We start from the raw sequence: 18,332 nt of genomic DNA, 5'->3' as shown, positions 1-18,332 counted from the left end.
TATGTGTGATTTTTACCTACTTCGAAATACAAACAACGGCGATTAACAGTGTTCGTCAAAAGGTCCGTTATGCTGAGGATGAAGATAACCCACAATTACTTTCTTTTTGGCTCATGGCAGAGCAAACACTGTTTACTGCTAGTGATATCAATGTTAGTGAAGACGCCCGTTGGCAGTTGTATCAAGGACAATTCCGCCTACTGCTTGATGCTATTTGCGATAATTTATTATCTGAGCACTGGCGGCAACTTTGTTTAGATAATATTTACCGCCCTCTAACTGACTTAAATCGTATTAGCCAATGTGAAGCAAGTAAGAAGCGTTTACGGCATTTATGGCTAGAATTAAATATAACCAGTCAATACTTTCATTGTTAAAAGCCACTGTTAATGGCTATTACTGACAATTTTTTTTAAGACCCTGTCTTATTCTTTCACTAAAGCATTTATTCAAGGAGTATTTTATGAAAACACGCATCGAAAAAGATAGCATGGGTGAGCTAGCGGTTCCTGCTGAAGCCTTTTATGGCGCGCAAACCCAACGAGCCATTAACAACTTTCCCATCAGTGGTCAGACTATGCCGGAAGAGTTTATCCGGGCATTATTAATGGTGAAAGCAGCTGCGGCCGCGGCTAATATCAAATTAGGTTTGATTTCTAAAAAGCTTGGCCAAGGAATCATTGCTGCTGTGCATGACCTACTTAATTCCGTTAACGTATTACAGCACTTTCCGGTTGATATTTATCAAACGGGCTCTGGTACTAGCTCGAATATGAATGCCAACGAAGTGATTGCTCATTTAGCGACTTTAAAGCTGGGCGAGCCGGTCAGTGCGAATGATCACGTTAATTGTGGTCAAAGTAGTAATGATGTCATTCCGAGTACTATCCATATCAGTGCCGCCATTGCGCTTGAGCGAAAATTGTTGCCCGCTTTAGTGCTATTACAACAAACTATTGAAGTGAAAGCGCAAGATCTGGACAGTTATGTTAAAACTGGCCGTACCCATTTAATGGATGCTATGCCAGTGCGTTTTAGTCAAAGTTTACTGAGTTGGGCTAGTCAGATTGAGCAAAATATTCATTTATTGCGTAGTCTTCAGCCAAAATTACAATTACTTGCTCAAGGGGGCACCGCGGTGGGTACCGGCATAAATGCCCATGTGGATTTTGCCGATGAATTTGCTCGCCAACTGAGTGGCACTACCGGTTTAACCTTTAAAGCAGGTGATAACTTTTTTTTCCTGATAGGCACTCAAGATACCGTTGTGGCTTTATCTGGACAATTAAAAACCCTTGCTGTTTCTATTATGAAAATTGCCAATGATTTACGCTGGATGAACTCTGGTCCCTTAGCTGGTTTAGGGGAGATAGAGTTAGAAGCGCTACAACCAGGCTCGTCAATTATGCCCGGTAAGGTTAACCCCGTTATTCCTGAGGCGGCAGCTATGGTCGCTGCGCAAGTGATAGGGAATGATGCGGCTATCACCATTGGTGGTCAGTCAGGTAATTTCGAGTTGAATGTTATGTTACCCATGGTGGCGCATAACTTACTTAATAGCATCAAGTTACTCAGTAATGTCAGCGAACTTTTGGCGGAAAAGGCCATTGCCAGCTTTACCGTTCGTGCCGATAACTTAAATAAGGCCTTAGCCCGGAATCCTATTTTAGTCACCGCCCTTAACCCGTTAATTGGCTATACCAAGGCGGCCGAAATCGCAAAATTGGCCTATAAAGAAAATCGTCCAATCATTGAGGTAGCTGAAGAACATACCGAACTGTCTCGCACCGAGTTAGAACGATTACTTGAGCCAACCAAACTGACTTATGGTGGTTTATAAATACCGTAGTTATCCGTACTAACTGATAAAAAAACGCTGCGGCGTTTTTTTTATGCTAACAACTTATCACTTGAGCATAATTTGCGGTACTATTTTACGGCATTAACAACGATTAAAGCCATAACACCGACTACATAGGGATTTTTACATGTTAAAACAGCTCATTAATAACACCATTAAATTAAGCACACTTGCCTGTTTATGGTTAGTCCTGTCGGCATGTCAAAGCCCAGGTGTATTGGTCAATACTGAGCCCAAGACATTCCCTGAATATATTACTAGCGGGGATATATTACCCATTCATTCGATTACCACCATTGATGGTGTTGAAATGAATTTACATCGCCGAGATAAGAAAAAGTTAATTGTGCTCTTTGCTACCTGGTGTACGGATTCTAACCGCTTACTGGCTGCGTTAAATAACTCGCCTTTACTCGAAGATAACAGCATAGAAATTGTTGCTATTGCTAGAGAAGAAGATGCAGCAACGGTTAAAGCTTGGCGAGATAAACATGGTATTAACGTTGCACTAGCGATTGATGAAGACCGTAGTATTTATAAAAGGTTTGCTGGTGGCGGCATACCGCGATTAATCAGTGTTGATGAAGATAATAAAGTGATACAAATGACTTTAGCTGAAGGGCAAGCGCAATTAAGTAAAATAATTTGGCACTGACTGGCGGATGACATCAGCTCACCATGCGGACGTTTTTGTGCTGGTGTCACTGTTTGACCTTGCTTGCCTCTTCATCATGGCGCTGTTAATTTGTTGGTAACTAAACACCAGAATAAAAAGCACTGCCATCAGCAATATTATCGTTGGCGCGGGTGCACTATCAATAAAGAAACTCAGATAAACACCAGTGACTGAACAGCACACTGAAATAAGCACAGCTAACCAGAGCATATGGCTAAATTTATTGCTTAATAAAAAAGCAATAGCACCTGGCGCTATCAATAAAGAGATCACTAAAATCATGCCAACCACTTTTAATGATGCGACGATTGTTAAAGATAAGGTGACCAGTAAGCTGTAATGTAAAAACTTTACCGATAAACCAATGGCTTTTGCATGCTGGTGATCAAAGACATAAACCACTAGATCCTTGCCTTTAACCACGATAAAGCCAATCACAGCTATTGAGATGACGGCTGATTCAATAATGTTTTCCCAACTCAGTCCTAAAAGATCACCAAATAAAATATGGTCCAGATGCACACCCGTTTCAATTTTACTCATCAGTACTAGACCTAAGGCAAACAGGCTAGAAAAAACCACCCCCATTACGGTATCTTCTTTTAAACGCGAATTATCCTTAATATAACCAGTGGCTAGCGCACAAAAAATGCCTGCGATAAAGGCCCCTATGGCATAGGGGATTGCCATGATATAAGCGATAACTACCCCAGGTAAGATTGAATGTGAAATGGCGTCGCCCATTAATGACCAGCCTTTGAGTACTAAAAAGCAAGACAATAGGGCGGTTGGTATCGCTATCAGTATCACTAGGATAAAGGCTTGCACCATAAAGGTAAATTGCAGAGGCTCCAATAATAAAGCTAAGTAACTATTGGTTAATAGAGGTTCAAACAATGACATTTTCCACCTCTTGCTCTGGCTTATTATTGTTTAACGCACTTTGGCTCAAGTTCTGACGCTTTTTTTTCTTACTGGCGAGCAAACCATATTTAGGGGCAAAAACGAAAGCTAGCAGAAATATACTTGCCTGTAATAACACGATAACGCCGCCGGTGGCACCATCAATAAAGTAACTTAAATAAGTACCAAAAAAAGCACTGCTAGTACCGATAGCAACACTCAGTTTAAGTACATTGACAAACCGGTCGCTGAGTAAGTAGGCGGTTGCCCCAGGAGTGACCACCATGGCGATCACTAAAAAAGCACCGACCGTTTGCAACGCCGCCACAGTCGAGGCACTGAGTAAAGTAAAGAACAGTATTTTAAGTGCCCCAGGGTTTAAACCTATGCTACGGGCGTGGTATTCGTCAAAAAAAACCACCATTAAGTCCTTCCACTTTACTAATAAAATTGCTAAAGAAATACCACCGATTAGTACTAATTGCACCGTATCTTGTGGGGTGATTGCTAGGATATTGCCTAGCACTATGGTCTGAATATTGACTGAGCTTGGTGAGAGGGACACCATAAATAGCCCTAAGCCAAAAAAGGAGGTGAAAATCAAACCGATAATGGCATCTACTTTTAGTTTTGATTTTTGTTGCAAAAATAACATGGTGGTTGCCGCTAAACCACCAGAAAAAAAGGCACCAAGGGCAAAAGGTAGCCCTAACATATAGGCACCAGCCACACCGGGTACGATAGAATGAGAGAGAGCATCTCCTATCAGCGACCAACCTTTTAACATTAAATACACCGATAAAAAGGCGCAAACACCGCCAATTAGGGCACTGACAAACATAGCGGTAACCATGTAATCATAGCTAAAGGGGCTAAGTAGCTCGGCAATCATTGTTCAATAACCTCACTGGCGCTATCAGCATGGCGGCGCAATTTACTGTTATCTTGCTCTCCGTACAGCACTACCGGACGTTCATCATCGGATAAAATAGTCACTTGCCTAGCATCATCATCTTTATGAAGCGTATCACCCGCCAAAACAAAGTGACGTAGGACACCGCCAAAGGTTTTTTGCAGGTTTTCTTGGGTAAAAACCTGCTTGGTTTCACCTTGCGCCAAAATGGTTTTGTTTATGAATACCGTTCTATCGCAAAACTCAGGCACACTGCCTAAATTATGAGTGGATACCAACATGATTTTTCCTTCGTCACGAAGGCCCCTTAGTAAGGCCATTATTTGCTCTTCTGTTTGTACATCTATGCCGGTGAAGGGTTCATCGAGTAAAATAACCTGGCTTTCTTGCGCGAGTGCTCTGGCAAGGAAAATGCGTTTTTTCTGGCCACCAGAAAGCTCGTTGATTTGACGGTAGCGATATTGACTCATATTAACGCGAGCTAAGGCTTGCTCCACTTGTACATGATCATTTTCTTTCGCTTGCCTAAACATGTTCATATGACCGTAGCGACCCATCATAACCACGTCTTCAACCAAGATAGGAAAATGCCAATCAATTTCTTCACTTTGTGGCACATAAGCGACTAGATTGCTTTTTAACGCTTTTTTAACCGTTAGCCCCAATATTTCGACATGACCTTGGCTAAGAGAGACAAAACCCATAATGGCTTTGAACATGGTTGATTTACCGCTACCATTAATACCGACTAAGGCGGTAATTGAGCCCATTGGTAAGGTGAAACTGGCATTAACTAATGCGCAATGACCATTGTTGTAGCTGACACTAATATTGTTAACTTCTAAACCTTTCATTGCTGGAGTAACCCTTGATGTATAGTCGTTAAAGTCACTTTGAGCAGTTCGATATAACTGGGCACAGGACCTTGTTTATTACTTAAAGAGTCGACATAAAGTACGCCGCCGTAGTGTATGTTAGTAGCCCGAGCAACTTGCTGAGCAGGTTTCGCCGACACGGTACTTTCACTAAATATTGTGTTGATGTTATTCGCGTTGATTTTATCTATGACGTGTCTTATTTGCTGTGGTGTACCTTGAGCATCGGCATTAATCGGCCATAAATACAGCTCTTTTAATTGATAATCTCGGGCCAAGTAACTAAAGGCGCCTTCACTGGTCACTAACCAGCGCTGCTCTGCTGGAATACGGCTAAGTTGCTGCTTTAATGGCGCTAACTCTGCTTGTAACTTAGCGGTGTAGATCTTGGCATTGTTATTATAAGTGGCAGTATTTTTAGGGTCATGTTTCACCAATGCTGCCCGGACATTGTCAATATAAATAATGGCATTGTCAGCAGACATCCAAGCATGGGGATTCGGTTTGCCTTTATAAGGCCCTAAACCAATGCCTAAGGGAATAATGTTTTTGCTGATCACTTCTCTAGGAACACCCGCTAGGTTATTAAGAAACTTGTCAAACCAACGTTCTAAATTTAAGCCATTGTATAGCAGCAAATCAGCATCAACGGCTCGGCGGATATCACTCGGCGTTACCTGATAATTATGAATTTCGGCATTGACTTTAGTCAACGACTCAACTTGAGCTACGTCACCGGCGATGTTTTTTGCTATATCGGCAATAATGGTAAAGCTAGTGAGTACTTTAAACTTTTTAGTCGGCTCGGCCATTGCCATCGTGGTACTCGTTAGTAATATCATCAATAAAAGCAGGTAAAAAATTCGCGCCATATATCTTTCCTTTTTAAGGGGCGTAAAGAGATAAATGAATGCTAGCAGTTAACCATAAAGTTAGCAATGATAATGATTATCATTTGCGATTGTTGTTTGGCTTAGCTATCAAGTCAATGGGGGCGTGCTGATCAGAGCAGGGACGTTTTTAGTGATAAAGCGTTCGTTTTTTAGTGTTGTTAGCGCTAAATTATTTTTGACTTTAGCAAGCATGACAACTAAACCTAGTGAGTGACTAGCTAAGCTAGCGACTTATTAGTTATACAGTTTAAGGGTTAAATTTTAACTGGCATTCACCCCTATAATCCATATCAAGGAAGAACTATATGAAGAAATCAAATGTACTTACTAGAGCGTTATTTACTGCATCATTAGCTTTACTCTTGTCAATAAGCACGGTCGTCAGCCATGCTAAAGATGTTCCCTCCGTATCAGCGAGTAAAACCGAGGTCAGGCAACAGCAAAGCATGGTTAATATTAATAAGTCAACTTTCGAGCAGTTGCTCAGTCTAAAAGGTATAGGGCATACCAAAGCTCAAGCCATTATTGTTTATCGCCAGCAGTTTGGTAGGTTTAAATCGATAAATGAACTAACTAAGGTCAGTGGTATTGGTGAAAAGATAGTGAAAGCCAATAAATCGCGCTTAAGTATTTAATAGCAGTGGCGATATTATCTTTAAAAGTCAGCCTAGGCTGACTTTTTTTGTACTTTTAAAGGGCAAAAAATTAGCGGCTATAAATGATGAACAGCGGCTTGCAGGACACCTGGTAATAAAAACCTAAGCTAATTATTTCCTTTAGTTATTACTTTTAGTTATTACTTTTAGTTATATTTAATGCGTTTGTTATATAGAAGTTAACTCTATTTATGTCATTATAGCTTTATTGATTTCTCATAGAGTTTGTATTAGCAGATGAATTTAACCCATTTAAAAAAACTTGAAGCCGAGTCTATCCATATTTTTCGTGAGGTAGCGGCTGAATTTGATAACCCAGTAATGCTCTATTCTGTTGGTAAAGACTCCGCGGTATTATTGCACCTTGCCCGTAAGGCCTTTGCGCCAGGTAAAATTCCTTTCCCATTATTACACGTTGATACCAACTGGAAATTTAAAGAGATGATAGTCTTTCGCGATAAAATAGCGAAAGAGTATGGCTTTGAATTGCTTGTTCATCAAAACCCCGAAGGCATGGCTATGGGCATGGGGCCATTTACCCACGGTAGTGCTACCCATACTGACGTCATGAAAACGCAGGGCTTGAAACAAGCGCTTAATAAATACGGTTTTGATGCCGCTTTTGGTGGCGCCCGTCGTGATGAAGAAAAATCACGTGCGAAAGAACGTGTGTATTCTTTTCGTGATGAAAACCATCGCTGGGATCCAAAAAACCAACGGCCTGAATTGTGGAATATCTACAATGGTAAAGTCCATAAAGGCGAAAGCATCCGTGTTTTCCCGTTATCTAACTGGACTGAACTTGATATTTGGCAGTACATCTATTTAGAAAGTATTCCTATTGTGTCGCTTTATTTAGCCAAGGTTCGTCCTGTAGTTGAGCGTGACGGTACCTTGATCATGGTGGATGATGATCGTATGCCCATTGGTGAAGATGAAGAAATTCAAATGAAGAGTGTGCGTTTTAGAACGCTAGGTTGTTACCCACTAACGGGCGCGGTTGAGTCAACTGCGGATACGTTACCTGCCATTATTCAAGAAATGTTATTAACCAAGACCTCTGAACGTCAAGGGCGCGTGATAGATAACGATAGCTCTAGTTCGATGGAGAAGAAAAAAATGGAAGGCTACTTTTAAATATTAACAGCTAAGCCTGCATTTACTTTTTAGCACCATTTTTTGACGAGAATTGATAAAAAATTTCCCAAGGACAACTTATGAGTCACCAATCAGACTTAATCGAAGAAGATATTCAAGCTTATTTAAAGCAACATGAAAACAAAGAGTTAGTACGTTTTTTAACCTGTGGTAGTGTCGATGATGGCAAAAGTACCTTAATTGGTCGTTTATTGCATGATTCAAAGTTGATCTTTGAAGATCAGCTTGCTGCCATTGCAAAAGATTCAAAAAAATCAGGTACTACCGGTGATAATATAGATTTAGCGTTATTAGTGGATGGTTTACAGTCTGAGCGTGAGCAGGGCATTACCATAGACGTTGCTTATCGTTATTTCTCTACCGATAAACGTAAGTTTATTATCGCTGATACCCCAGGTCATGAGCAATATACCCGCAATATGGCGACTGGTGCATCAACCTGTGATATCGCCATTATCTTGATTGATGCTCGCTATGGTGTGCAAATTCAAACTCGTCGTCATTCCTTTATTTGTTCATTATTAGGTATTAAACACATTATTGTTGCCGTCAATAAAATGGATTTGGTTGATTATTCACAAGAGCGCTACCAAGCGATTAAAAAAGAGTACCGTGAATTTACTGAGTCGCTTGAATTTTCTGATATCCGTTTTATTCCTATGTCAGCGTTAAATGGCGACAATGTGGTTGACGAAAGTAAAAATATGCCTTGGTATCCGGGCGCAACCTTAATGAAATTGCTTAATACCATAGATATTAAGACCAAAGAAGAGTTCACTCAATTTCGTTTCCAAGTACAATTAGTTAGCCGTCCTAATCTCGACTTTCGCGGTTTTGCCGGCACTGTGGCTTCAGGTCATGTCCTCGTTGGCGATACCATAGTGGCATTACCATCAGGTAAAGAAAGTGTGATAAAAGAAATTGTCACCTTTGATGGTAATTTAGAACGTGCGGATAAAGGCATGGCGGTAACGTTAACCCTTGAAGATGAAATTGATATCAGTCGCGGTGAAAGCATTGTTAAAAAAGGCAGCTTGCCTATTTCAGCGAAAGAGTTTAGTGCCACGGTCGTCTGGATGCATGAAAATGAACTTGAGCCCGGTCGTGAATACTATATCAAGCACGGCAGTAAAATGACGACCGGTCATGCTAAAAGTATTGCTAGCAAGTATGACATTAATACCATGGAAAAATTGCCTAGCTCACAATTAGCGATTAATGACATAGGTATCGTTAACTTTGTTACCAGTGAAACCTTACATTTTGATGCTTATGAAGACAACCGAGCTACGGGCGCTTTTATCATCATCGATAGATTAAGTAACGTCACTGTTGGTGCCGGTATGATTAATCATGCTATTGATGAACAAACTCATGAGTACTCAAGCTTTGAATTAGAGTTGAATGCACTAGTTCGCAAGCAGTTCCCACACTGGGGTGCTCGCGACATCACTAAATAACTCAAAGCGCGATTAAAATCCCGCCTACAAGCCTAAAGCGCGATTAAAATCCCGCCGACAAGTTAAATGATTTGTCAGCGGGAACTTGTTCGCGCTACTTTGTTATTTTATGAGGTTTAACAATGACAATAGAGCAGTGGTTGATGATAGCTGTCTTTTTCGGCACCTTTATCAGCTTAGTTAAATACAGCCAAGTACCAGAGCGAGTTTTCTCCGTGACTATACTCGTGTGTTTGGCTTTGTCTTTTGTCAGTGTTGATGACATCCTGAGTAATGCGGTTAACCCGGGTCTAGTGACGCTGGTTTTATTGGTGATATGTTCTTTCGCTTTTGAACGCACCAGTATTTTACGGCGCTTATCTGCCGGGGTTTTTAACGGCTCTGAAACGAAATCCACCTTACGTTTATTACTCGGTACCGCCTTGGCATCGGCTATCATGAGTAACACGGCTGTGGTCGCCACACTCATTAATACCGTGAAAAAAAACAAGCTCATTAACGCCGGTAAATTATTATTACCGCTTTCTTATGCTGCAATTCTTGGCGGAACACTGACCTTAGTTGGTACATCCACCAACCTTATAGTCAATAGTTTATTAATTAAGCAAGGCCATCAAGGTTTTAATTTTTTTGATTTTACCTTAATTGGTTTAGCGGCTTTTGTTTTATGTTTGGCGGTTATTTTACTGCGCAGTAGCTCTTTACCCAACATGGTTGATGATGAATTAGTCACCAATGATTATTTACTCGAAGCCGAGGTCGCGCAGACCTCAAGCTTAATAGGTAAAAGCATTGAAGAGAATGGCCTGAGAAATTTAGACGCTTTGTTTTTAGTTGAAATAGTCCGTCAGGGACGATTAATCTCACCAGTGAAGCCAGAAGAAAACCTGCAAGCAAAGGATAAACTAATTTTCAGTGGTGATATCTCTAAAGTACTGACCTTACAGCAGTTTGATGGCTTAAATTTATATGCCGAGCAAGGTAATTTACTGCGAGATAACTTATTGCGTGATAATCTAACGGAAGTACTGGTTAAAGCCGATTCCACTATTGCCGGAAAAACCTTAAAAAGTGCCGGTTTCCGTGCTCGCTTTGATGCTGCCGTAGTGGCCGTGCGCCGAGAAGGTTGTGCTTTATCGGGCAAGTTGGGTGATATAGTGCTGCAACCAGGTGACTTTCTGGTATTAGCCGTTGGTCAAGATTTTTCTACTCGAGCGAATCTATCGAAAAACTTTTACATATTATCGGGTCATCAAGCCGATAATATGCTCAATGGCTGGCGTGATCACACCACAGTTTGGGGCTTTATCGCCAGTATCCTAGTATCCGTATGTACCCCGTTACCGCTACTTAGCTGCTTATTTGTTTATTTAGCTTTTTTGATTTTTAGTGGCTCGCTTTCGGTCAATGAAATAAAGCGTCGTTTCCCCTTAGAGATATGGATGATAGTTTTAGGGGCGTTAACCTTGGCATCGGCGGTGGAAAATACCGGTATAGCCGCCATGTTTGCGCAAAACATTGAGGCCTTGTTATTCGGCCACAGTACCTACCTGGCTTTTGTGGTTATATTTATCTTGACCCTTATCATGACCGAGCTGATCACTAACAGTGCCGCAGCAGCGTTAGCCTTTCCTATTGCTTACAATATTGCCTTAGGGCTTGGTGTTGATCCTACCCCCTTTGTTATGGCGGTGGCCTTCGCTGCTAGTGGCAGCTTTATTAGCCCTTACGGATATCAAACCAATGTCATGGTATATAATGCCGGTAACTATCAATTAAAAGACTTTGTCAGTTTTGGTTTACCGATTTCCATTATTTATTCTATTACCGTGATCTTGATGATCCCGTTAGTTTTCCCTTTTTAAGTCATTGCAGTACCGCTTGAACGTGTACTTAATGCCGTCAATTACCTAACAAGAGTTTCATAATGAAAACAGAAAACACCGTTTGGCATAACCAACACATCAGTAAAGGGCAACGCGCCGCGTTGAAAAAACAAAAGCCAGCGTTACTCTGGTATACCGGTTTAAGTGGCTCAGGTAAGTCTACCGTGGCTAATGCCGTTGATGCTTTATTGTATAAATATTCCTGTCATAGTTATTTACTCGATGGCGACAATGTCCGCCATGGTCTTAATGGCGATTTAGGTTTTAGTGATGAAGCGCGCATTGAAAATATTCGCAGAATTTCTGAAGTCGCCAAGTTATTTCTTGATGCCGGCCTTATTGTCTCAACCGCGTTTATTTCACCATTTGCCAGTGATAGAGCACTAGCAAAAGCGAAACTTGCCGCCGGAGAATTTATTGAAATTTATATTGATACGCCAATAAGTGTTTGTGAGCAGCGTGATCCTAAAGGTTTATATAAAAAGGCACGAGCTGGGGAGATCAAGGACTTTACTGGCATTGATTCAAACTATGATGTACCTGCTGCACCGCAAATTCATATCAAAACAGCAGAAAACTCAATTGAGCAGTGCGCCGAGCAAATTGTCGCTTACTTAATCGAGCATAATTTTATTAGCGTTGATAACTTGAATTAAGCTGCACTAAAACGGAAAATCACCTCCATGCATTATAATGTTTTTAATGGTGATGCCGATGGCATCATTGCTTTATTACAGCTTCATTTAGCTCAAGGTCATGAGCAAGCACCTTATCAGCTGATCACGGGTGTTAAGCGTGATATTAACTTATTGCAACAAGTCGATAGCAGCAAAGCCACTTCGGTAACCGTATTAGACATCTCTTTAGAAAAAAACAGTCAGGCGTTACAACATTTACTTTCGGCACAAGTGCCGGTATTTTATGTTGATCATCATCGTACCGGTGATATTCCACAATCACCTTTATTCACCAGCATACTTGATACGGATGCCAATACTTGTACTAGTTTATTAATCAATGACTACCTTAACGGTAAATATGTCTACTGGGCAATAGCGGCAGCGTATGGTGATAATATGCATGCTAGTGCCAGAGCTTTAGCAAAAAAAGTTGCTTTATCTGAGTTACAGCAAGGACAACTTAATGAGCTCGGCACGTATATCAATTACAACGGCTATGGACAGGCGCTCAGTGATTTACATTTTCATCCAGCAGAGTTATTTAAGCTATTAACCCACTACCCAGACCCCTTTGAATTAATTGCGCAACAAGACTCTATTTTTAGCCAATTGAAAACAGCCTATTTAGCTGATATGGAAAAGGCTGAAGCGGCTAAAGTACTGAGTGATAATGACTTGGTGCAGACTATTGTCCTTGAAGATGCCCCTTGGGCTCGACGAGTCAGTGGCGTTTTTGGTAACGCCTTGGCTAATCAAGCACCCGATAAAGCTCATATCGTTATCACCCTCAATCCGCCGAAAACACCCCAGAGTGAACAAAGCGAGCAAAGTTATACGGTAAGTTTACGTGCACCGTTAAATAATAAACAAGGCGCCGGTGAACTTTGTGCTCAGTTTCCAACTGGCGGCGGTAGAGCCGCAGCCGCGGGGGTTAATGCTTTACCCAAAAGTCGCTTAGATGAATTTATTAACCAAGTTAGCAGTTATTATCAACAGTGAAACAAATAGCAAGTACCAAGGTCAGAAACTACTATCAAAGTGAAAAACTAAGCGTTAAAATAGTGCTATTAGGTTGCACGGCTTTATTAGCTTTTAACAAGTAAATGATAAGAGTAAGGAATACCATGAGTTTATTAATCACAGGCGGCACCGGTTATATTGGTAGTCATACCATAGTAGAATTACTACAAAGCAGTAATGAGCAAGATATAATTATTGTCGATAATTTATCAAATTCGTCCACTAAAGTGCTTGAGCGTATGGAAACTATCACCAATAAAACCGTGACTTTCATAAAAGCAGATATCTGTGATGTCGATGCCTTAGAGCAAATATTTACCCAGCATGATATAGTTGCAGTTATTCACTTTGCTGGTTTTAAAGCGGTAGGTGAGTCCAATCAAATCCCCTTGGCTTATTATCAAAATAATGTCGCCGGTACCTTAACTTTATTGCAAGTGATGGCCGAGCATAATGTTAAAAACTTAGTGTTTAGCTCTTCAGCGACAGTCTATGGCAATAACGTTTCTCCTTTAACTGAAACCATGGCAACTTCAGCGACTAACCCTTATGGTCAAACTAAGTTAATGGTGGAAAATATCCTCTTTGATTTAGCCAAAAGTGATCCCGCGTGGTCCATTGCTTGTTTACGCTATTTTAATCCGATTGGCGCCCATCAATCGGGCTTAATTGGTGAAAATCCAAACGGTATCCCTAATAATTTATTACCTTATGTTGCCCAAGTTGCCGTGGGGCGTTTAGCGCAATTGCAAGTTTTTGGCGATGATTATGATACCCCAGATGGTACTGGCGTGCGTGACTATATTCATGTGGTTGATTTAGCGCAAGGTCATGTCAAAGCGTTAGAAAGTCTTGGTCATGCGAAAGGCACGGTAACAGGTTGTCAGGCAATTAACCTAGGCACGGGTAACGGTACCTCAGTATTAGAAATTGTTAATACCTTTAAAGACATCAGTAAAAAGCCTATTCCTTATCAAGTCGTGCCGCGTAGAGCTGGCGATTTAGCGACCGTGTATGCTGATGTTTCATTAGCCCATGAACTATTAGGTTGGCAAGCCAAGCTAGACTTAACCGCTATGATCCAAGATACCTGGCGCTGGCAGTCAGAAAATCCTAATGGTTTTTAAAGCTAATAGGCTATCAGCCAGTTAACAATATATATACCCGTTGCCATCATAACGAAAGACTAACAGCTAACTGCTCTTGGTCTTTTTTTTACTCTTTAAATGATAAAGCAAATACATACCGCTAAATATTAAGCCACCGACTGCGCCCCATAAATGCGCATCAATTGCCACACTAGCATCAATCAAGGCCGACACGTCTTCACTGGCCCCGTAAAACTGCTCATGGGCTATTTTCAACCAGACGCCGATGAATAACAGGTAGCCAGTTTTATCTTTATGATGGATATCCATCATGGCCCCAAAAATAAAAATTCCGTGTAATACCCCTGAGAGGCCGACATATTGATGGATATCAGGGGAAAAAAAGTACAAGCCGGCACTGCACGTTAAAGCCGAACTGATAAATAACAGGCTGTAATTTTTTAAGCTGTAAAATTGGCCATGCAATGCCCATAACAGTATTAATGCCGCCAAATTCAATAGCAGATGAAAGCCATTAGTGTGCAAGAAATGGCCAGTAAAAATACGCCATAGTTCACCTTGGCTGATTAATTGCTGTTGGTAAACTAAAGGTTTACTCAGGGCGGTATCGAACAAAAAAGCCAGAATAGCCAAAAAGGCAACGGTTAACACGAGCAGACTGTGTTGCTTGGCAAAAGGTAAGTTTTTAACGGTAAATTTCATGTATTTAATGGCTATTAGTTAATTTTATCAATTACTTATAAATCACTTGTAAATCACATATCAATTTATAGTCAGCGGTTGGTCGAGTGTTTATTTGGTATTTATAAGATATGGATTTATAAAAAATTAATGAAAGTATACAATGACTGCTTTATTAATAGTGCTTTAATTTATTTACCTATGTCTAGAACGCTTTGCCCTAGCTGTCATCGGCCTAAAATTGCTTGTATTTGTGCTTTTACTGCGGATATAGCAAATGATATCCACCTTGTGGTTTTACAACACCCGAGTGAAGAATGCCACACTAAAGGTACGGTTACTTTATTAGCTAAATCGCTACGCAAGTGCCAGGTACTGGTTGGTGAAATTGTTGATACTATGCCCAGTTTTTTATCTGTGATGGCGCAGTATCAACCAGTCTTGCTCTATCCAGGTGAGCAAGCACATGTTCTGGATATTAACTTACTGGTGCAATTGACTAATCATCGGCCTGGTGCAGAAAAAAATCAGTATATTATTGCAGATAATACTAAGCCTATTTGTCTCGTTATTCTCGATGCAACTTGGAAAAAAGCCTATCGTATGTTTATGTTGTCAACCACCTTGCAACATTTACCGCAAGTGTGCCTGCCTGAGCATTTGGCCAATGCAGGGCAATACCATATTCGAAAAGTCGCGAAAAAAAATGCCTTATCTAGTTTAGAAGCAAGCTGTTATGCTTTAGCCATTCTTGAACAGGGTAATGACGATTTACCAGTGAGCCCGAAAAATGCCGGTAAATATCAGCCTTTACTGGAAAAATTTCAACAATTTAACCAATTTCAGTTATCTTTTAGACCTGAGCATAAAACCCCTGAGGAAACTTGATGATACATCATGCATTTTTAAAACGTTTTTATACGCTAACATTGATTGTTGCTCAGCTTCTTCTTAGCCAAGCAGCGCAAGCACAAGCTGAAATTCGTGAACCCGAAGGCGCAACCGGTTTTAATCAAAAACAAGCGGTTTCTGCCAAGCAATATATGGTCGTTGCTGCTAACCCTTATGCAAGTCAAGCTGGTGTGGACATGCTTGCACAAGGTGGTAGTGCTGTGGATGCTGCTATTGCCGCGCAACTGGTGCTGAGTTTAGTTGAGCCACAATCATCAGGCCTTGGTGGTGGAACTTTTATCTTGCATTGGCATAATAAAAAACAACAATTAACTACATTTGATGGCCGAGAAACGGCGCCGCAACAAGCAAGCAGTGCCTTGTTTTTAAATGAACAGGGTAAACCCTTAAATTGGGTAGATGCGGTTGTGGGTGGTAAATCGGTTGGTGTACCGGGTTTACTTGCCGCGCTTAATCAAGCTCATCAACAATTTGGTGTGCTGCCTTGGTCGGTGCTATTTCAGCCAGCGATTGACTTAGCCGATAACGGTTTTATTGTCTCGAAGCGTTTAGAAAAATTACTAGGGATGAATTTTAATCCAGGCATACATACCTTGCCAGAAATTAAGCAGTATTTTTCACCCAATGGTATTGGCATAAAAGCCGGTGATACTTTGAAGAACCCTCAGCTTGCCAAAGCCTTGCGCAGTATTGCTAAAGAGGGTGTTGAGGTTTTCTATCAGGGCTGGCTAGCGAAAAAAATTGTCGAAAAAGTGCAACATGCAATCATTTCTCCTGGACTGTTAAGTCTTGATGATATGAAAAAATATCAAGCGATAGAGCGAGCTGCTGTTTGTGCACCTTATCATCAATATAAGGTGTGTGGCATGGCGCCGCCAAGCTCTGGTGGTATCACTGTTATTCAAATATTAGCGCAATTGCAATCCTTTGAACTTGCGCAATATCCGCCTAACTCATTACAGGCGGTGCACTTATTAACGCAAAGTGCGCGGTTAGCTTTTGCCGATAGGAATAAATATATTGCCGATAGTGATTTTGTTAGTGTGCCCATTGCCGGTTTACTCGCCGCTGATTACTTAGCGAAACGTGGCGCTTTAATTGATGAAAAAAGAGATATGGGCCAGGCCGTTGCGGGTAGTCCACAAAATAGTTTAGAGTTTGCCGATGATAACGCTATTGAAAGACCCTCTACTACGCATTTGGTCGTTGTTGATAAGCAAGGTAACGCCATTTCAATGACCAGCAGTATTGAAAATGGTTTTGGCTCGGCTTTAATGGTACAGGGTTTTATTTTAAATAATCAACTAACCGACTTTTCCTTCGCGCCAAAGCGTGATGGTCAGTGGGTTGCTAATCGTGTTGAACCGTTAAAAAGACCACGCAGCTCGATGGCACCTACTATGGTCTTTAATGAAGATAATTCATTACGTTTGGTGATCGGTGCCCCCGGTGGTAGCCGTATTATTAATTATGTCGCGCAAACCATTGTCGGTGTTTTAGATTGGCAGCTCAATGTACAACAAGCGATTAACTTACCTAAAGTGACTAACCGCAACTATGTCACCACGTTAGAGCAAAATACCGCTATAGCCAAGTTAAAGCCGGCCCTGGAAGCAAGAGGACATAGGGTGAACGTTAGGCCACTAAATAGTGGTTTACACGGCATTGAAGTGACCAAAGACGGACTTGTTGGTGGTGCAGATCCGCGCCGTGAAGGACTGGCGTTAGGGCGTTAAACCTAGCGTTGAAATAATATCAATATGCCGACGCACTAGGCTACTTTGTTAACCGCAGGGGAAGATACGCGCCCAGCGTATGGTCATAGCCCCGAAACCATGATTAATTCTAACAACGCACCTTATTTTGGTGCGATTTTTGCTTAACTCTATTTATATGTTGTACCTCTAATACCGACAAATTGTTGGCAGGAGTAAAATAGTAATGGCGAAAAACCTTCAGTATATCGCACAACTGTTGTGCCTTTTTATGGTCATCTTTCATGGCAATAGTCATGCACTTGAAAGTTCAGTGCAATTGCATAAAGTCGATCAAGAGACCAGTTTTGGTTATAGCCTTTCAATTGGCGATGAATTTTTTCAGCAAAAGGCGTTTAATTGGCAGGTAAGTTACCACCGTTTTGAACATGTAACGATTGCCGATTTAGATGATATCAGTGATGTTTGGGATAAAGCCGGTTTTGAATTTAGCTTGCAAACAATCGACTTAGCTCTAGGCTATCGTTATTACCCAAGATCTTACGACAAACTCATTAATAGTCTGATGTTTGAGTTGCAACTAGGTGCTTCGGTTAATCTCAGCGAACATAAACTTGTCTTTAGACCCGACTTTGACCGGGATGATATTTTCTTTGCTAAGCAAGGTGATATCAATCCGGTGCTCTCTTTCTCTTTACAAAAAAGCTTCAGCAAAAACTCTGCTATGCACATCGGCTTTAAGCATTACCCAAGTTTTTCTGACTTCGGCAGTATCAGTACCTTATTCATTGGTTTTAATTATCGCTTTGGTCGCCAGATAGGCTATTAGTTGGCAATTCACTGTCAGTAAAGGGCAGTACTTTACCAGTATAATTTAAATGTTAATAATTCAAGTCAGTTTTTTGCAGCTAAACTTAGCGCTATATCCTTACAT

The 18,332-nt window shown here is 41.0% G+C and carries 18 protein-coding genes; 13 read left to right on the top strand and 5 right to left on the bottom strand.

The features are described 5' to 3' along the window. Positions 1-5: 5 nt before the first annotated feature. From CMT41_RS10480 to CMT41_RS10470, 3 genes are all read left to right on the top strand, one after another. Positions 6-377, top strand: a complete 372-nt coding sequence (locus tag CMT41_RS10480; RefSeq protein WP_057831521.1) for a hypothetical protein — start codon at positions 6-8, stop codon at positions 375-377. Between the two features lie 86 nt (positions 378-463). Beyond that, on the top strand, positions 464-1,840 hold the full coding sequence (locus CMT41_RS10475; protein WP_058027212.1) for a class II fumarate hydratase: 1,377 nt from the start codon (positions 464-466) through the stop codon (positions 1,838-1,840). A 148-nt stretch (positions 1,841-1,988) separates the two neighbouring features. Continuing rightward, entirely contained in the window at positions 1,989-2,516 is a 528-nt protein-coding gene (locus CMT41_RS10470) for a TlpA family protein disulfide reductase (protein ID WP_057181243.1), read from the top strand. Between the two features lie 18 nt (positions 2,517-2,534). Here the strand turns inward: CMT41_RS10470 and CMT41_RS10465 are convergent, their stop codons facing one another. Genes CMT41_RS10465 through CMT41_RS10450 form a run of 4 tightly spaced genes read right to left on the bottom strand, consistent with a single transcriptional unit; the run spans position 2,535 to position 6,100 of the window. After that, entirely contained in the window at positions 2,535-3,440 is a 906-nt protein-coding gene (locus CMT41_RS10465; RefSeq protein WP_058027211.1) for a metal ABC transporter permease, read from the bottom strand. Next, the gene (locus CMT41_RS10460) at positions 3,427-4,332 is read right to left on the bottom strand and encodes a metal ABC transporter permease (RefSeq protein WP_058027210.1); all 906 of its coding nucleotides are present in this window, start codon (positions 4,330-4,332) and stop codon (positions 3,427-3,429) included. The genes CMT41_RS10465 and CMT41_RS10460 overlap by 14 nt, the downstream gene beginning before the upstream one ends. Beyond that, on the bottom strand, positions 4,329-5,207 hold the full coding sequence (locus CMT41_RS10455; protein WP_057181240.1) for a manganese/iron ABC transporter ATP-binding protein: 879 nt from the start codon (positions 5,205-5,207) through the stop codon (positions 4,329-4,331). The genes CMT41_RS10460 and CMT41_RS10455 overlap by 4 nt, the downstream gene beginning before the upstream one ends. Further along, positions 5,204-6,100, bottom strand: a complete 897-nt coding sequence (locus tag CMT41_RS10450) for a metal ABC transporter substrate-binding protein (RefSeq protein ID WP_058027209.1) — start codon at positions 6,098-6,100, stop codon at positions 5,204-5,206. Before CMT41_RS10450 ends, CMT41_RS10455 begins: the two co-directional genes overlap by 4 nt. A 326-nt stretch (positions 6,101-6,426) precedes the next feature. Here CMT41_RS10450 and CMT41_RS10445 point away from each other — a divergent pair, with 326 nt between their 5' ends. From CMT41_RS10445 to galE, 7 genes are all read left to right on the top strand, one after another. Then, positions 6,427-6,756, top strand: coding sequence for a ComEA family DNA-binding protein (locus tag CMT41_RS10445; RefSeq protein WP_057181238.1), 330 nt, complete (start codon positions 6,427-6,429; stop codon positions 6,754-6,756). Between the two features lie 258 nt (positions 6,757-7,014). Continuing rightward, the gene (gene cysD / locus CMT41_RS10440) at positions 7,015-7,914 is read left to right on the top strand and encodes a sulfate adenylyltransferase subunit CysD (RefSeq protein ID WP_057181237.1); all 900 of its coding nucleotides are present in this window, start codon (positions 7,015-7,017) and stop codon (positions 7,912-7,914) included. 80 nt (positions 7,915-7,994) lie between these two features. Continuing rightward, complete coding sequence (cysN, locus tag CMT41_RS10435; protein WP_057181236.1) at positions 7,995-9,395, top strand: sulfate adenylyltransferase subunit CysN; 1,401 nt, start codon at positions 7,995-7,997, stop codon at positions 9,393-9,395. Positions 9,396-9,517: 122 nt separating this feature from the next. Continuing rightward, complete coding sequence (locus tag CMT41_RS10430; RefSeq protein WP_058027208.1) at positions 9,518-11,260, top strand: SLC13 family permease; 1,743 nt, start codon at positions 9,518-9,520, stop codon at positions 11,258-11,260. Between the two features lie 62 nt (positions 11,261-11,322). Then, on the top strand, positions 11,323-11,937 hold the full coding sequence (cysC, locus tag CMT41_RS10425; protein WP_057181234.1) for an adenylyl-sulfate kinase: 615 nt from the start codon (positions 11,323-11,325) through the stop codon (positions 11,935-11,937). A gap of 27 nt (positions 11,938-11,964) precedes the next feature. Then, positions 11,965-12,960 carry a hypothetical protein gene (locus CMT41_RS10420; RefSeq protein WP_058027207.1) on the top strand — a complete coding sequence of 332 codons (996 nt, stop codon included), beginning with the start codon at positions 11,965-11,967 and terminating at the stop codon, positions 12,958-12,960. A gap of 125 nt (positions 12,961-13,085) precedes the next feature. Next, positions 13,086-14,108: a UDP-glucose 4-epimerase GalE gene (gene galE, locus CMT41_RS10415; RefSeq protein WP_057181232.1), complete on the top strand. Its 1,023-nt coding sequence runs from the start codon at positions 13,086-13,088 to the stop codon at positions 14,106-14,108. Positions 14,109-14,174: 66 nt separating this feature from the next. On the opposite strand, the gene rrtA is transcribed toward galE, so the two are convergent. Beyond that, positions 14,175-14,792: a rhombosortase gene (gene rrtA / locus CMT41_RS10410; protein ID WP_058027206.1), complete on the bottom strand. Its 618-nt coding sequence runs from the start codon at positions 14,790-14,792 to the stop codon at positions 14,175-14,177. Positions 14,793-14,921: 129 nt separating this feature from the next. Here rrtA and CMT41_RS10405 point away from each other — a divergent pair, with 129 nt between their 5' ends. From CMT41_RS10405 to CMT41_RS10395, 3 genes are all read left to right on the top strand, one after another. Continuing rightward, positions 14,922-15,659 carry a tRNA-uridine aminocarboxypropyltransferase gene (locus CMT41_RS10405; RefSeq protein ID WP_232299944.1) on the top strand — a complete coding sequence of 246 codons (738 nt, stop codon included), beginning with the start codon at positions 14,922-14,924 and terminating at the stop codon, positions 15,657-15,659. Continuing rightward, complete coding sequence (gene ggt / locus CMT41_RS10400) at positions 15,659-17,419, top strand: gamma-glutamyltransferase (RefSeq protein ID WP_058027205.1); 1,761 nt, start codon at positions 15,659-15,661, stop codon at positions 17,417-17,419. The genes CMT41_RS10405 and ggt overlap by 1 nt, the downstream gene beginning before the upstream one ends. A 205-nt stretch (positions 17,420-17,624) precedes the next feature. Further along, the gene (locus tag CMT41_RS10395) at positions 17,625-18,227 is read left to right on the top strand and encodes a hypothetical protein (RefSeq protein WP_058027204.1); all 603 of its coding nucleotides are present in this window, start codon (positions 17,625-17,627) and stop codon (positions 18,225-18,227) included. Positions 18,228-18,332: the final 105 nt, after the last annotated feature.

This window comes from Colwellia sp. MT41 (assembly GCF_001444365.1).
In the GTDB taxonomy this organism is placed as follows: Bacteria; Pseudomonadota; Gammaproteobacteria; order Enterobacterales; family Alteromonadaceae; genus Colwellia; species Colwellia marinimaniae.
The sequence above is the reverse complement of the archived record's forward strand: the minus strand, read 5'-3'. Positions and strand labels throughout refer to the sequence as shown.

Excerpts from the sequence above, each read along its gene's own strand:
- CMT41_RS10475 (WP_058027212.1), top strand. The coding sequence starts at position 464 with ATGAAAACACGCATCGAAAAAGATAGCATGGGTGAGCTAGCGGTTCCT.
- CMT41_RS10470 (WP_057181243.1), top strand. The coding sequence starts at position 1,989 with ATGTTAAAACAGCTCATTAATAACACCATTAAATTAAGCACACTTGCC.
- CMT41_RS10465 (WP_058027211.1), bottom strand. The coding sequence starts at position 3,440 with ATGTCATTGTTTGAACCTCTATTAACCAATAGTTACTTAGCTTTATTA.
- CMT41_RS10460 (WP_058027210.1), bottom strand. The coding sequence starts at position 4,332 with ATGATTGCCGAGCTACTTAGCCCCTTTAGCTATGATTACATGGTTACC.
- CMT41_RS10455 (WP_057181240.1), bottom strand. The coding sequence starts at position 5,207 with ATGAAAGGTTTAGAAGTTAACAATATTAGTGTCAGCTACAACAATGGT.
- CMT41_RS10450 (WP_058027209.1), bottom strand. The coding sequence starts at position 6,100 with ATGGCGCGAATTTTTTACCTGCTTTTATTGATGATATTACTAACGAGT.
- CMT41_RS10445 (WP_057181238.1), top strand. The coding sequence starts at position 6,427 with ATGAAGAAATCAAATGTACTTACTAGAGCGTTATTTACTGCATCATTA.
- cysD (WP_057181237.1), top strand. The coding sequence starts at position 7,015 with ATGAATTTAACCCATTTAAAAAAACTTGAAGCCGAGTCTATCCATATT.
- cysN (WP_057181236.1), top strand. The coding sequence starts at position 7,995 with ATGAGTCACCAATCAGACTTAATCGAAGAAGATATTCAAGCTTATTTA.
- CMT41_RS10430 (WP_058027208.1), top strand. The coding sequence starts at position 9,518 with ATGACAATAGAGCAGTGGTTGATGATAGCTGTCTTTTTCGGCACCTTT.
- cysC (WP_057181234.1), top strand. The coding sequence starts at position 11,323 with ATGAAAACAGAAAACACCGTTTGGCATAACCAACACATCAGTAAAGGG.
- CMT41_RS10420 (WP_058027207.1), top strand. The coding sequence starts at position 11,965 with ATGCATTATAATGTTTTTAATGGTGATGCCGATGGCATCATTGCTTTA.
- galE (WP_057181232.1), top strand. The coding sequence starts at position 13,086 with ATGAGTTTATTAATCACAGGCGGCACCGGTTATATTGGTAGTCATACC.
- rrtA (WP_058027206.1), bottom strand. The coding sequence starts at position 14,792 with ATGAAATTTACCGTTAAAAACTTACCTTTTGCCAAGCAACACAGTCTG.
- CMT41_RS10405 (WP_232299944.1), top strand. The coding sequence starts at position 14,922 with ATGAAAGTATACAATGACTGCTTTATTAATAGTGCTTTAATTTATTTA.
- ggt (WP_058027205.1), top strand. The coding sequence starts at position 15,659 with ATGATACATCATGCATTTTTAAAACGTTTTTATACGCTAACATTGATT.
- CMT41_RS10395 (WP_058027204.1), top strand. The coding sequence starts at position 17,625 with ATGGCGAAAAACCTTCAGTATATCGCACAACTGTTGTGCCTTTTTATG.